The sequence below is a fragment of the Streptomyces griseoloalbus genome (assembly GCA_014650015.1).
GTDB classification, from domain to species: Bacteria; Actinomycetota; Actinomycetes; order Streptomycetales; family Streptomycetaceae; genus Streptomyces; species Streptomyces griseoloalbus.
The window spans coordinates 289,492-303,666 of record BMUD01000010.1 but is presented as its reverse complement, the minus strand read 5'-3'; the positions used below and the strand labels follow the sequence as shown (position 1 = coordinate 303,666).

The following is a 14,175-nucleotide window of genomic DNA, read 5'->3' as shown; positions in this document are numbered from 1 at the left end:
CCGCATCCACACCACCGGCCACCAGCCGCCACAAATCCTCCGGCGACGACACCCCACCCGGATAACGGCACGCCATCCCCACGATCGCGATCGGCTCGTCCGCCCTGGCCGTGCGCCGGGTGACCGCGGCCGGGGCCTCCTGGGTGACGGCGCGGCCGAGCAGGTAGGCGGCGAGCGGGGCCGGGGCGGGGTGGTCGAAGACGAGGGTGGTGGGCAGCCGCAGACCGGTGGTCCGGGCCAGCTCGTTGCGGAGTTCCACGCCGCTCATCGAGTCGAAGCCCATGTCGTTGAAGGCACGGTCGGGGGCGACGGCGGTGGCTCCGGAGTGGCCGAGGACCGCGGCGACCTTGGTGCGCACCAGGTCGAGCACGGTCTCCTTCCGCTTGTCCTCGGGGAGCGCGGCGATCTGCCGGGCCCAGGAGGACTCCGTCCCGGCGTCCGGACCGGAGGCCCGGGCGACGCGGCGGAGGCGGGCGGGGACGAGACCCTTCAGGAGCGGGTGCGGCTCGGCGGCACCGGCTCGGGACAGCCGCAGCGGCACGGGGACGAGCAGCGGGGCGTCCGACCTCAGGGCCTGGTCGAAGAGGGCGAGTCCCTGTTCGGGGGTGAGCGGCGGCATCCCGGCCCGCTCCCAGCGGGCGATCTCGGCGGGCGTCAGCGTGGCGCCCATGCCGTGTGTGGCGTCCCACAGGCCCCAGGCGAGCGAGGTGGCGGGCAGGTTCTGGGCGCGGCGGTGCTGCGCCAGCGCGTCCAGGTAGGCGTTGGCCGCCGCGTAGTTGCCCTGGCCGGCGGTGCCGACGAGGCCGGACACCGAGGAGAACAGGACGAACGCGCGCAGGTCGAGGCCACCGGTCAGTTCGTGCAGGTGCCGGGCCGCGTCCGCCTTGGGGCCGAGCACGGTGTGCAGGCGTTCCGGGGTCAGCGACAGGGCGGTCGCGTCGTCCAGGACACCGGCGGTGTGCACCACCGCGGTCAGCGGGTGGGCGTCGGGCACCGAATCGAGGAGCGCGGCGACGGCCTCCCGGTCGGCGATGTCGGCCGCCTCGACGCGGACGGTCGCGCCCTGTGCGGTGAGGTCGGCGGCGAGGTCGGCCGCACCGGGCGCGTCGGGGCCGCGACGGCTGACCAGCAGCAGGTGCCGGGCGCCGTGTTCGGCCACCAGGTGTCGGGCGAAGAGGGCGCCGAGCCCTCCGGTGCCGCCCGTGACGAGGACGGTGCCGTCGGGTGCGAACCCGGGGTGCTCGCCGTCGGCGCGGACGGTGTCCGTGGTGGCCAGCCGGGGCGCGTGGAGCGTCCCGTCGCGCAGCGCGAGCTGCGGCTCTCCGGTGGCGAGGGCGGCGGCGAGCAGCCCGGCGGGGCCGGTTTCGGTGTCCGCGGCGGCGTCGGCGTCGAGGTCGACCAGGACCAGCCGGTCCGGATGCTCGGACTGCACCGAGCGGACCAGGCCCCATACGGGGGCCGCGTCGAGGTCGGTGACGTCCTCGCCGGGCAGGGCGCCGACCGCGCCCGACGTCAGCACGGCGAGGCGGGCCGCGGCGAACCGCTCGTCGGCCAGGAACTCCTGGACCAGGCGCAGCACCCGCAGGGTCGGCGTGTGCCGGCCGTCCGTCCCGGTGGTGCCGTGCGCCCCGTACTGCCGGACGAGGACGACGTCGGCCGCCTCCACGTCGGCGAGACCGTCCCGTGCCTCGGCGAAGACCGGTTCCGGGACACCGGTGTCCCCCGGGGGCACGGTGAGGGCCGGCCACCGGAGGTCGTACAGCGTGTCGGCCGCCGAGGCGCGGCCCGTCACGGCCAGCTTCCGCCGCTCGACCGGGCGCAGGGTGAGGGACTCGACCTCGGCCACGGGCGCACCGGTGTCGGAGGCGAGGGTCATCCGGTAGGCGTCGGTGCCGCGCGGGCTGACCCGGACGCGCAGGGCGGCGGCGCCCACGGCGTGCAGGGTGACCCCGGACCAGGCGAAGGGCAGCCGGATGCTGTCGTGGTCGGTGCCGTCGGCCGCCGCGAGGACCAGCGGGTGCAGGGCGGCGTCGAGGAGCGCCGGGTGCAGGCCGTAGCTTCCCGCCGCCTCGGCGGGAGCGTCGGACAGGCGTACCTCCGCGTACAGGTCGTCTCCGTCGCGCCAGGCCGCGGTGAGGCCCTGGAAGGCGGGGCCGTAGTCGTAGCCGAGGGCGGCGAGGCGGTCGTAGGCGTCGGCGAGCGGTTCGGGCCGGGCGCCGACGGGCGGCCAGACGGTCAGGTCCTCGCCGCTCGTCGCGGCGGGGGCCGCCGGGGTGAGGGTGCCGGAGGCGTGCCGGGTCCAGTGACGTGCGTCGTCGTCGGCGGTGTCCGGGCCGGCGTGGATGGTGAACGGCCGGGCGCCGGCGGGGTCGGGTGCGCCGACGGCGACCTGGACGCGGACCGCCTGGCTCTCCGGGAGCACCAGCGGTGCTTCCAGGGTGAGTTCGTCGACCTGCGGGGCGCCGAGGTGGCCGCCCGCGGCGACGGCCAGTTCGAGGAAGGCCGTGGCGGGCAGCAGGACGGTGCCCGTGATGGCGTGGTCGGCGAGCCAGGGGTGGTCGCGCAGTGACAACCGGCTGGTGAGGACCGTGCCCTCGCTCTCCGCCAGTTCGACCACGGTGGCGAGCAGCGGGTGGTCGGCGGTGTCCAGGCCGAGTCCGCGCGCGTCGACGGGCGCCTCGGGGGCGAGCCAGTAGTGCTCCCGCTGGAAGGCGTACGTCGGCGGTTCGAACACGGTGGTGCCGGTGCCGGCCGGGTGGAGGGACGCGCCGTCCAGGGGGGCGCCGGCGGTGTGGGCGCGGGCGAGGCCGCGGGCGAACGTGTCGGTCTCGGGACGGCCCGGCCGCAGCAGCGTGACGCTCGTGGCGGAGGAGGTCTCGGCGAGGGCCTCCTGGGCCAGGGCGGTGAGGACGGCGTCGGGGCCGACCTCCACGAGGACGGTGGCGCCCTGGCGGTCCAGTTCCCGTACGGCGTCGAGGAAGCGGACGGTGGCCCGAATCTGCCCGGACCAGTAGTCGGGCGAGGCCAGTTCGTCGGCGGTGGCGAGCGTACCGGTCACCGTGGACACCAGGGGGACGGCCGGGGCCCGGAAGGTCAGGCCCGCCGCGGTCTCGCGGAACTCGTCGAGAACGTCGTCCATGTGCGGTGAGTGGAAGGCGTGGCTCACCTTCAGCCGGCTGGTCTTGCGGCCCTCGGCCCGCCAGCCCTCGGCGATCTCCTCGGCGGCGTCCGCGTCACCGGAGATCACCACCGAACGGGGGCCGTTGACGGCGGCGATGCTCACGGCACGCTCGTGGCCCCGGAGGGACCGCAGGATCTCGTCCTCCTGGGCCTGTACGGCGATCATGGCGCCGCCGGGGCGGGCGGACTGCATGAGCCGGGCGCGGGCGGCGACGAGGGTCGCGGCGTCGTCGAGCGAGAGCACGCCCGCGGCGTGGGCGGCGGCGAGTTCGCCGATGGAGTGCCCGGCGACCAGGTCGGGGGTGGTGCCGTGGTGGGCCAGCAGCCGGAACAGCGCGATCTCGGTGGCGAACAGTGCGGGCTGGGTGAAGCTCGTCCGGTGGATCAGCTCGGCGTCCGGGCCGTCCGGGTCGGCGAACACGACCTCGCGCAGCGGACGCTCCAGCTTTCCGTCGAACGCCGCGCACACGGCGTCGAAGGCGGCGGCGTAGACCGGTGAGGCCTCGTACAGCTCCCGTCCCATGCCGAGCCGCTGGGCTCCCTGCCCGGTGAAGAGGAAGGCGGTGCGGCCGGCGCCGGCGGCGCTGCCGGTGACGGCGTCCGGGACGTCCGCGTAGGGGGTGCCGGCGGCCAGTGCCTCCAGTACGGCGAGCCGGTCGGCCACGGTGGCGCCGAAGACGGCGGCCCGCTCCTCGAAGAAGGTGCGGCGGGTGGCGAGGGCGTGGCCCACCGCGGCGGTGCCGGCGCCGTCGGACACGCCGGTCTCGGTGACGCTGTCGCGCAGCCGGGCGGCCTGGGCGCGCAGCGCGTCCTCGTCCCGGCCGGACAGCAGCCAGGGCGCGGGCAGGCCCGCGGTACCGGCGTCGGCCTCCGTGTCGCCGGGGACGGCGGGAGCTGTCGGCGTGGCCTCGGTGGGGTCGTATTCGAGGATCACGTGGGCGTTGGTGCCGCTGATGCCGAAGGACGACACGGCGACGCGCCTCGGGCGGGTGACGGTGGGCCAGTCACGGGGCTCGGTGAGGAGTTCCACGGCGCCCGTGGACCAGTCCACGTGCGGCGAGGGCTCGTCGACGTGCAGGGTCCGGGGCAGCGTCGCGTGCCGCATCGCCTGGACCATCTTGATGACGCCGCCGACACCGGCCGCGGCCTGTGCGTGTCCGATGTTGGACTTCAGCGATCCCAGGTACACCGGCTCCGCGCCGTCGCGGTCGCTGCCGTACGTGGCGAGGATCGCCTCGGCCTCGATGGGGTCTCCGAGCTTGGTGCCGGTGCCGTGGGCCTCGACCGCGTCGACGTCCGCGGCGGTCAGCCGCGCGTCGGCGAGGGCCTGGCGGATGACCCGCTGCTGCGCGAGGCCGCTGGGGGCGGTGAGGCCGTTGCTGGCGCCGTCCTGGTTGATCGCGGAGCCGCGGACGACGGCGAGGACCCGGTGGCCGTTGCGGCGGGCGTCGGAGAGCCGCTCCACGAGGAGCATGCCGACGCCCTCGCCCCAGCCCGTGCCGTCGGCGCCCGCGGCGAACGACTTGCAGCGGCCGTCGGGGGCCAGGCCCCGCTGCCGGGAGAACTCCACGAACATGCCGGGCGACGACATCACCGCGGCGCCGCCGGCCAGGGCCAGGTTGGTCTCGCCCGACCGCAGGGAGCGGATGGCCAGGTGCAGGGCGGTGAGGGAGGAGGAGCAGGCGGTGTCCACGGTGACGGCGGGGCCGATGAGGCCGAGCTGGTAGGCGACGCGGCCCGACATGACGCTGGCGGTGGAGCCGGTCAGTACGTTGCCCTGCACGTTCCGCGGCGCGTCCTGCATGCGCGGCCCGTATTCCAGCGACGTGGCGCCCACGAAGACGCCGGTCCGGGTGCCGTGCAGCGAGGCGGGCAGCACGCCGGCGCGTTCGATGGCCTCCCAGGACGTCTCCAGCAGGAGCCGCTGCTGGGGGTCCATGGCGAGGGCCTCGCGCGGTGAGATGCCGAAGAAGGCGGCGTCGAACTCGCCGGCGTCGTGCAGGAATCCGCCGTGCCGGACGGAGCTGGTCCCCTGTCGGTCCGGGTCGGGGTCGTACAGGTCGTCGGACCAGCCGCGGCCGTTGGGGAAGGCGGAGACGGCGTCGGTGCCCTCGGCGACCAGGCGCCACAGGCTCTCCGGTGAGGAGACTCCTCCCGGGTAGCGGCAGGCCATGCCGATGATGGCGATCGGCTCGCCGTCGTCGGCGGCGGTGGCCGTGTCGGTGGTCTGCGCGTCGTCGCCGAGCAGTTCGGCCTCGATGAAGCGGGCCAGCCTGCGCGGCGTGGGGTGGTCGAAGAGGAGACTCGTGGGCAGGCGCAGTCCGGTCGCCCGGGCCAGCGCCGAGCGGAGTTCGGTGGTCATGAGGGAGCTGAAGCCCAGCTCCTGGAACGGGGTGAGCGCGTCGACGCGCTCACCGTCCGTGTGGCCGAGGACGGCGGCGATGTGCTCGTCGACGAGTTCACCGACGGCCTGCCGGCGGGCGGTGTCGGACAGTCCGGCCAGGCGTGCGCCCAGGGCGCCGCGCGGCTGCGCCGTGGCCTCCTGCCGCGTGTCGTCCTCGTGCGCGGCGGTGAGGTCCGGGCCCGCGGCGGGCGCGGCGCCCGTCCGGGCCGGTCCGTCGAGCCAGTACCGCCTGCGCTGGAAGGCGTAGGTGGGAAGGTCGACGCGCCGGGTCCCGGGCCCACCGGACAGCGCGGCCCAGTCGACGTCGGCGCCCCGGGTGAAGGCGGTCGCGAGTGCGGTGAGCAGCGTCTGCGTCTCGGGCCGCTCGCGCCGCAGCATCCCCACGGCCACGACGGCGCCGGGGTCCTCCACGGTGTCCTCGGCGAGGGCGGACAGGACGCTGTCCGGACCGGCCTCGACCAGCGTGGTGACGCCCTCGGCCTCCAGGCGGCGCACGGAGTCGGCGAAGCGGACGGCCTGGCGGATCTGGCGGGCCCAGTAGTCGGGCGAGGACAGTTCCTCGTCGGTGGCGAGGTCGCCGGTGACATTGGAGACGACGGGGATGCGCGCCGGGTGGTAGGTAAGGCGCTCCGCGACCCGACGGAACTCGTCGAGCACGCCGTCCATGTGCGGCGAGTGGAAGGCGTGGCTGACGGTGAGCCGCCTGGTCTTGCGGCCGCGCTCGCGCAGTCGCCGCGCGACCTCCTCCACGACGTCGGCGTCGCCCGATATGACGGTCGAGGTGGGTGAGTTGAAGGCCGCGATGGCGGCCTGCCCCTCCAGTCCGGCGAGTTCGGCCGCGACCTCCTCCTCGCCCGCCTGTACGGAGATCATGGCGCCGTCGTCGCGGGCCTCCTGCATGAGCCGGCCCCGGGCCGCGACCAGCTGGGCGGCGTCGGCGAGGTCGAGGACGCCGGCGACGTGGGCGGCGGCGAGCTCGCCGATGGAGTGCCCGGCCACGTAGTCGGGCCGTACACCGAGGGATTCGAGGAGTCGGTACAGGGCGACCTCGACGGCGAACAGCGCGGGCTGGGCCCGGGCCGTCTCGTCCAGTCCCTCACCGGTGCCGATGATCTGCGCGAGGGGCCGGTGCAGGTGGGGATCGAGGGCCGCCGCGACCTCGTCGAAGGCGGCCGCGTAGGCGGGGAACGCTGCGTAGAGCTCCTGCCCCATGCCGATCCGTTGGGCGCCCTGGCCGGTGAAGAGCACGGCCGTGCGGCCTCCGTCGGCGGTCCCGGTGACCACGTTCGCCGCGGGGCGGCCCTCGGCGAGGGCGGCGGTGCCGTCGAGCAGGCCCGCCAGGTCGGGGGCGAGGACCACGGCCCGGTGCCGGAAGACAGTGCGGGACGTGGCCAGGGACCAGCCGACGTCCCGGGCGGACGGCTCCGTCGCGGCCACGTGGGCGTGCAGCCGCTCGGCCTGGGCGCGCAGCGCGGCGTCGCCGGCGGCGGAGACGACCCAGGGCAGCACGGCGGGCGTGTCGGCCGGCGGTACGTCCTCGGGGTTCCCGGCGTCCGCGGCGGCCGGGGCTTCGGCGAGCACGACGTGGCAGTTGGTGCCGCCCATGCCGAAGGAGCTGACGCCGGCCACCAGCGGACGGTCCGGGTGCGGCCACGGCGCCAGTTCGCGGTGCACGTCGAGCCGGAGTTCGGCCAGCGGGATGGCGGGGTTCGGCGTCTCGAAGTTGAGGCTGGGAGGAAGCTGCCGGTGGTGCAGGGCGAGGAGGGTCTTGATCAGCCCGGCGATGCCGGCCGCGCCTTCCAGGTGGCCGATGTTGGTTTTGACCGATCCGACCCGCAGCGGCTCGTGCTCGGGGCGCCCCGCGCCGAGCACGGCGCCGAGCGCGGCGGCCTCGATGGGGTCGCCGACGGGGGTGCCGGTGCCGTGCAGTTCCACGTACTGCACGGCACCGGCGGCGGTCTCCGCCCGCTGGTAGGCGGTGCGCAGGACCTGCTCCTGGGCCGTGCGGCTCGGCACGGTGAGTCCGTCCGTGGCTCCGTCGTTGTTGACCGCGCTGCCCCGGATGACACCGTAGACGCGGTTGCCGTCGGCGACGGCCTGCCGCAGCGGCTTGAGCAGGACGACGCCGCCTCCCTCGCCGGGCACGAAGCCGTTGGCGCGGGCGTCGAAGGTGTAGGTGACGCCGTCGGGCGACAGGGCGCCGAACCGCTGCTCGGTGACGGTGTTCTCGGCGAGGAGGTTGAGGTTGACCCCGGCGGCGATCGCGGTGGTGGACTCGCCGCTGCGCAGGCTCTCGCAGGCCAGGTGTACGGCGACCAGGGAGGAGGACTGGGCGGCGTCCACGGTCAGGCTCGGGCCGTGCAGTCCGAGGTGGTAGGAGATGCGGTTGGCGATGACGCCGCGGTTCACACCGGTCATGGTGTGCTGGCCGATGGCGTCGGTGCCCCGCTGGTAGAGCAGGTTGGTGTAGTCGTCCCGGAGTGTGCCGACGAACACCGAGGTGGGCGTCGAGCGCAGGGAGGCGGGCAGGATGCCCGCGTCCTCCAGCGCCTCCCACACCAGTTCGAGGACGAGCCGCTGCTGGGGGTCCATCGCGGCGGCCTCACGCGGGGAGACCGCGAAGAAGGAGGCGTCGAAGTCGGCCACGCCGTCGAGGAATCCGCCGCGCCGGACGGCGGACGGTTCCCCCGCCCCCCACCGGCCCTCCGGCACGTCCGTGATCGCGCTGGTGCCGCCGCCGAGCAGCTCCCAGAAGGCGGCGGGGCCGTCCGCTCCCGGCAGCCGGCAGGCAAGTCCGACGACAGCGATCGGCTCGTTGTCCCCGATGTGACGGTCGACCGCCGGAGCATGCTCATTCATCATGAACTTCCGCTGCCCTTCCATAACCGAATTCCCATGGCGCGAGCCCGTTCGGCGCCTCATGGCGCATGTCACGCATTTCTTCTGGCCCGGCTGTAACACGCATGTCGTGGCGGGAATGTGCCGCGATCCCAGTAAGTCGACCCTACGTGCGGGACGGAATTCCCTCCCCAATGCCCGGCCACGGCTCAGTAATTGCCGAGATCCGGGACCGCGTACTACCCACCGCCCCGGACAGCACGGTGCCCGGCCCGTGAACGAGCACGGGCCGGGCAGTGTGTCCGGGGCAGTGGGGGAGCCGCCGCCGGAGTGAGGGAGGAACGGTGCGGGCGGTCGGGCTCAGGAGGACAGGACCAGTCGTTCCCCGGCCTGCTCCCGGAGGATGGCGCACACGTCGGTGAGGGCCTCCTCCAGCCGTCCGATCTCCTCGTCGGTGAGCAGCACCGACGGCTCGAAGCGCAGCGTGTTGACGGCGCTCGCGGTGGGGAACGTCCGGATGGAGTGCCCGTGCAGCAGGTGACCGGCGATGACGTACCCGAAGAGGCCGCCGCCGGCCGCCTCGCGGATCGCCGGGTGCTCGGCCTGCGACTGGTCGTGGAACTCGAAGCCGAGCATGAGGCCGCGGCCCCGGACCTCCTTGACCACGTCCGGGAAGGCGGTACGGACCTTCTCCAGCGTCGCCTGCAGCGCGGCGCCGCGCTCGGAGGCCTGCCGGTAGGCCTGGCCGCCGTCCCGCTCCAGCATCTCGAGGACCTTGAGCGCGATGTGGCAGGAGAAGGCGTCCTTGGCGAAGGTCGAGCTGTGCACCAGCTCGAACTGCGCACGGTAGCGGGTCTGGCGCACGAGCATCACGGACGCCTTGGCCAGGCCGCCGCCCAGGGATTTGGCCAGCGTGTAGTAGTCGCCGCGCAGGCCCATCTGCGAGCTGGCGAGGAGGGTGCCGGTGCGGCCGAGGCCGCTCTGGATCTCGTCGAGGATGAGCGGGCAGTCCGTGGCGTCGGCGAACTCCTGGATGATCCGGGCGTCCGCGTCGGACAGCGGCTGGATGCCGCCCTCGCCCTGGATCGGCTCCAGCAGGAAGGCGCAGAACACGGGGTGCTCGCGCTCCACGACGCGGACCTCCCCGCCCTCGACGGCGAGGCCCAGCAGGACGCCGCGCTCCTGTGCCAGGACCTCGTCGAGGGCCTCGGGCCTGCCCCGCGGCACGAACCTCGCCCGGACGCCCAGCGCCGCGAACGGGGCGCGGTAGGCCTCGTTGTGGGTGAGCTGGACGCTGCCCATCAGCTTCCCGTGGAAGCCGCCCTCCAGGGCGAGGAACACCGGGGCCTTCGCGGCGCGTTCCCCGTTCCTGCGGGTGATCTCGTCGATCACCGGTGCCAGCGGATCGCCGGCCGGGCGCTCGGTCGCCAGGTGCGCGTACACGGCGTCGGGGACGGTCGCCGAGCCGTCGCCCACGGCGGCGCGGGCCTCCTCCACCCCGGCCGCGAGTTCCGCCAGGGTCTCGCTCAGGCGCAGCACGCGGTCGAGCTCGGCGTGCTTGACCGCTGCCTCGATGGCCTCCGCGCCGCTGTTGGCGAAGGTGGCGTAGTACGGCTCGTCGACGCCGAGTTCCCGGTGGACGATCCGGTTGAGCTCGGCCGCGAGCCGGTTGGCGTAGGGGTGGGAGGAGAACTGCGCGTGCACCGGCACGCTCCCGTCCAGCAGTTCCCTGGCCCGGGCCACGATCTCGGGGTTGTTGTGACCGAAGATCAGCGAACCGTATCCGCCGGCGTAGTCGAGTACGGGGGTCTCCTGCCCCTGCGCGTCGAGGCGGTAGAGCGTGTTGCCTTCGCCCCGTACGTACTCGACATCGAGGCCGGCCGAGGCCAACAGGCCGCGCAGATACGGCTCGGCGAGCTCGGCGTCAGCGGATTCGGGATTCATGTCCAGCTCCTTTTCAGCGCGGAATGCGCGTTCACCGGCAGACCGTGCCGATATTCTCTTCGGGGCGTTCCAGTGGGCGGTCATGCCGCGGCCATCCCATGAATTCCGAAAATGATGGGCGTCCGATTACCCGCTGGTGAGTTCCGTTGTGGAGCGTGGCATTTTCAGGTGAGGGTCCGGGCGTCCTCGCTTCCGCTGGCCGACAGCAGCAGTCGTACGAGTTGCTCGTTGGTGACCCGCTCCGGACGGTCCAGGGTGACCGTCGTGGCGTGACTCTTCCCCCCGGCCCAGCCCGGCCTTCGCAGCAGCAGTTCCGGGCCGGCTCCGACGACCACGCACAGGGGACCCGACCCGGCCGTCTCCGCCAGTTCCTCCACGGCGTCGAGTACCGCGTCGGGGGCGCGATGGAGGTCGTCTATGCACAGCACGAGGGGCTCCTGGCACGCCGCCTGCTGGAACAGCTGGGCCCAGGCGCTCATGGTCTCGGTGATGGGCGGCCCTCCGAAGCGGTCGTCCACACCGATGCCGGCGGTGGTCACCAGCGGGCGGAGCCGCGAGACCAGCAGGGCGGAGGCCCGTTCGCTGGGGAAGAGCTTGCGGACCGTGCGGGTCAGCGCGGCCGTCGCGTCCTCCCCGGGAGCCGCGCCGCAGTAGGCGGCGAGGATCTGGGCCGCCAGCCGGAGCCGGTGGCCGTCCTCGCCGGCCGCCGGAATCCGCCCGGTCAGGATGCGCGGCGCGTCGGGTTGCGCCGTCACCCAGCGTTCGAAGTTGCGCAGCAGCCGCGTCTTGCCGGTGCCGCGCTCCCCGAGCACCGTCACCAGGTGGGGCACGCCCCGGTGCCGGGTGCGCCGTACCAGCCCACGCAGGAGGTCCTGTTCGTACATCTCGGCGCCGCTGTCCTCGGCATGCCCCTCGTCACGGGGACCCAGCGCCTCCCAGCTCCCGGAGGCCGGGTCCGGCAGCCGGTAGCGCACGGCGTGCTCGCTCGCCCGCCGGACGGAGTCGGTGACCCGCACCTGCCCGGCCGGCACTTCGGAGAGCTGTGCCTGGGATTCGTCCAGGACGGTGCCGATGACGGCGGGGGTGTCCTCGTGGCTGCGGTGGCGCAGCAGGACCTCTCCGGTCGTGACGGCGCACTGCACGGCCAGCCGCGGCGCCTCGGGGTCGTCGCCGGCCGGGACGTCGAGGAGGTCACGGATGGCGAGTGCCGCGAGGACGGCCTGCCGGGCGTCGTCGTCGCTGGGTCCGTCCAGTCCGAACACGGCCAGCGACATCGAGCCGATCGACGCCGTGACGGTGCCACCGAACCGTTCCACCTGCTCGGTGACCAGGTGACAGGCGCTTTCCAGCAGGGCGTCGGCGTCCTTGGGGGTCACATCGGCGCGGGTCGGGGCAAGCCGGGCGCGTACGGACATCGCGGAGACCCTGCGGCGCGTGGAGTCGGTGCGCCGCTCCCGTGCCGCCGGTTCGGACACGCGCTGCTCCGGCATGGTGATGCCGTCCGCCGGGTGGGTCCGAGACTCGAGGGGGCGGGTGTCCCGGGGTTCCGGGGAAACGGCGGGGAGGAGGGCGGCGGGGGGCGGGGTGGAGCCGACGCGGATCTCGGCCCGGACCGTGAAGGGGTCGGGTGTGCCGGGACGGGCCAGGGACAGGGCCGGGTCCTGGACGAGGATCGCCTGCTGGAGCTGCTGCAGACCCCGGCCGGGCTCCAGACCGAGACTCTCGACGAGCACGGCCCGGACCCGGCTGTAGACGTTGAGAGCGTCGACCTGTCGTCCGCAGCGGTACAGGGCCAGCATGAGCTGACCGCACGACCGTTCGCGCAGCGGTTCGGACTGCACCATCCGCTCCAGCTCGGCGAGGACCGAGTGGTGGTTGCCGCAGGCGAGCTGTGCGTCGAAGTAGTCCTCCATGACGTCGAGCCGGGTGTTCTCGATCGTGGCCAGTTCGGGCCACTGGATGCCGCCCTCCACCAGATCCGCGAGGGCCGGCCCGCGCCACAGCGCGAGGGCGTCGCGCAGGAGCGCGGAGGCGGACTCCGCGTCGCCGCGCGCCAGTTGCTCCCTGCCCTGCACGACCCACTTGTGGAACAGCTGGAGGTCCACCCGCTCGGGGTCGACCCGCATCATGTAGCCGGGTGGCTGGGTCAGCAGTGCGGCGGCGCCCGGGTCACCCTTGACCCGCCCGGCGGACAGGATGTTGCGCAGGCCGTAGACGGCGTTCTGCAGAATCTTGCGTGCCGTGGCGGGGACGTCGTCGTAGCCCCACAGCGCGTTCATGAGGTGGCTGGTGGCCACTACCTTGTTCGTCTGGAGCAGGAGGAAACCGAGGGTGGCGCGCTGCTTGGTGCCGCCGAGGGGCACCTGCTCACCATGGTCGACAACTTCTATCGGACCCAGCATTCGGAACTGCATGACTCGCCCAACTCCATCCCCGTAAAGGCGGGATACACGGGCGGGACGCGGAGTGGTCGATCCGCGGCAACCGCCCGAATCCGTCAAGATCCGTCACCATCGTGCAGGGCCGTGGTCCAAGATCGCACAAATCTCGGCACATGCCGCCGTCCCGTGCCACGCCGTTGTGGGCGGGAACCGCATTCGGGTCCACGAAGGTCACCGCCTGTTCATGTACTGGTGATGAAACGCCCGGCGGTACCGGCGTTCACCGTCTGTGTGGTCGGCGGGAGTACGCGTCACCACCACCGATGTGCCGCCGTTCCTGGCCGGCACGTCGGACGTCCGTGACGTCCGGGGTCGTCAGCCGAAGCAGGCGACGGCGGTCGGACGCGGCTGCTTCGACGGGACGGGCGACAGGTGCCGCCGCGACGTCTCCGGTGCCTCCAGGTGGAGCGGTCCGGACGACTCCTCGCGCCCTGAGGAGCCGAGGATCTCGGCCTGGAGCCGCCGCAGGTCCGCCGAGGGCTCCAGGCCGAGCTCCTTCTGGAGGATGCTGTAGAGCGCGTGGTAGGCCTGCAGGGCCTCACTCCTGCGTCCCGCCTGGTGCAGCGCCGAGATGAGCTGCCCGTGGAACCACTCGTGCAGCGGGAACTCCTCGACCAGAGCCCGCAGATCGGGCAGCAGGTCGCGCTGCCTGCCCAGCCTGCTCTCGATCTCGATGCGCAGTTCGAGGGCGTTGATCCGCAGCTCCTCGACGCGGGCGATCCGGCCGGCGAGCACGGTGCCGACCGGCACGCCGCTCAGGACCGGGCCGCGCCACAGGGCGAGGGCACGGTTCACCTGGTGGGCGGCCCTCTCCAACTGTCCGCTCCGGGACTCCCAGCGCGCCTGCCTCAGGTACTGCTCGAAGCTGCTGACGTCGACCTCGTCGTCGTTGACCCGGAGCTCGTATCCGGGCGCTCTGGCCACCAGCAGATTACGGCCGGCGGCCGTGACTCTCTCCTCCTGGAACATGCGGCGCGCATGGTACACATGCGTCTGCAGAGTCTTGGCCGCGCTGCGCGGAGGGTTCTGCCCCCACAGTTCCTGGATCAGTACGGCGGTGGGCACGGCCTCGCGCGGCTGGAGCGCGAGGACCGCCAGCATCCGGCCTATCTTCGGCGCGTTGGGCGCGTGTTCCCTGCCGTCGTCGGTGATGACTTGGAGTGGGCCGATCAGGTTCAACCGCACTGCGCATACTCCTGTTCCGGGCGTTCGAGCTCGCGTTGGTGCGTCGCCCACCGTGGTCGTGGAGTGGTGGGCGGCGTTCGTGGACAGCCCGCTGACGTCACGGGTAGGTCATCCCCCCGCGATACGCGACGCCGACCAGCGGGCCAAGAGCCAGGGGGCCAGGGGACGTCAGCCCCTGGTTCG

Annotated in this window: 4 protein-coding genes; all 4 read right to left on the bottom strand. The window is 73.5% G+C overall.

Annotated elements, in window-relative coordinates:
• The coding region (locus IE178_RS17980; RefSeq protein ID WP_193513014.1) for a type I polyketide synthase at positions 1-8,446 on the bottom strand (8,446 nt) is incomplete at its 3' end.
• A 336-nt stretch (positions 8,447-8,782) separates the two neighbouring features.
• On the bottom strand, positions 8,783-10,366 hold the full coding sequence (locus IE178_RS17975) for an aspartate aminotransferase family protein (RefSeq protein ID WP_193513013.1): 1,584 nt from the start codon (positions 10,364-10,366) through the stop codon (positions 8,783-8,785).
• 164 nt (positions 10,367-10,530) lie between these two features.
• The gene (locus tag IE178_RS17970) at positions 10,531-12,780 is read right to left on the bottom strand and encodes an ATP-binding protein (protein WP_184765310.1); all 2,250 of its coding nucleotides are present in this window, start codon (positions 12,778-12,780) and stop codon (positions 10,531-10,533) included.
• Between the two features lie 342 nt (positions 12,781-13,122).
• Positions 13,123-13,992: an AfsR/SARP family transcriptional regulator gene (locus IE178_RS17965; RefSeq protein ID WP_184765309.1), complete on the bottom strand. Its 870-nt coding sequence runs from the start codon at positions 13,990-13,992 to the stop codon at positions 13,123-13,125.
• Positions 13,993-14,175 lie beyond the last annotated feature (183 nt).

What these genes read in the sequence shown, in the direction of transcription:
- IE178_RS17970 (WP_184765310.1), bottom strand. Translation starts at nt 12,780, where the DNA reads ATGCAGTTCCGAATGCTGGGTCCGATAGAAGTTGTCGACCATGGTGAG.
- IE178_RS17975 (WP_193513013.1), bottom strand. Translation starts at nt 10,366, where the DNA reads ATGAATCCCGAATCCGCTGACGCCGAGCTCGCCGAGCCGTATCTGCGC.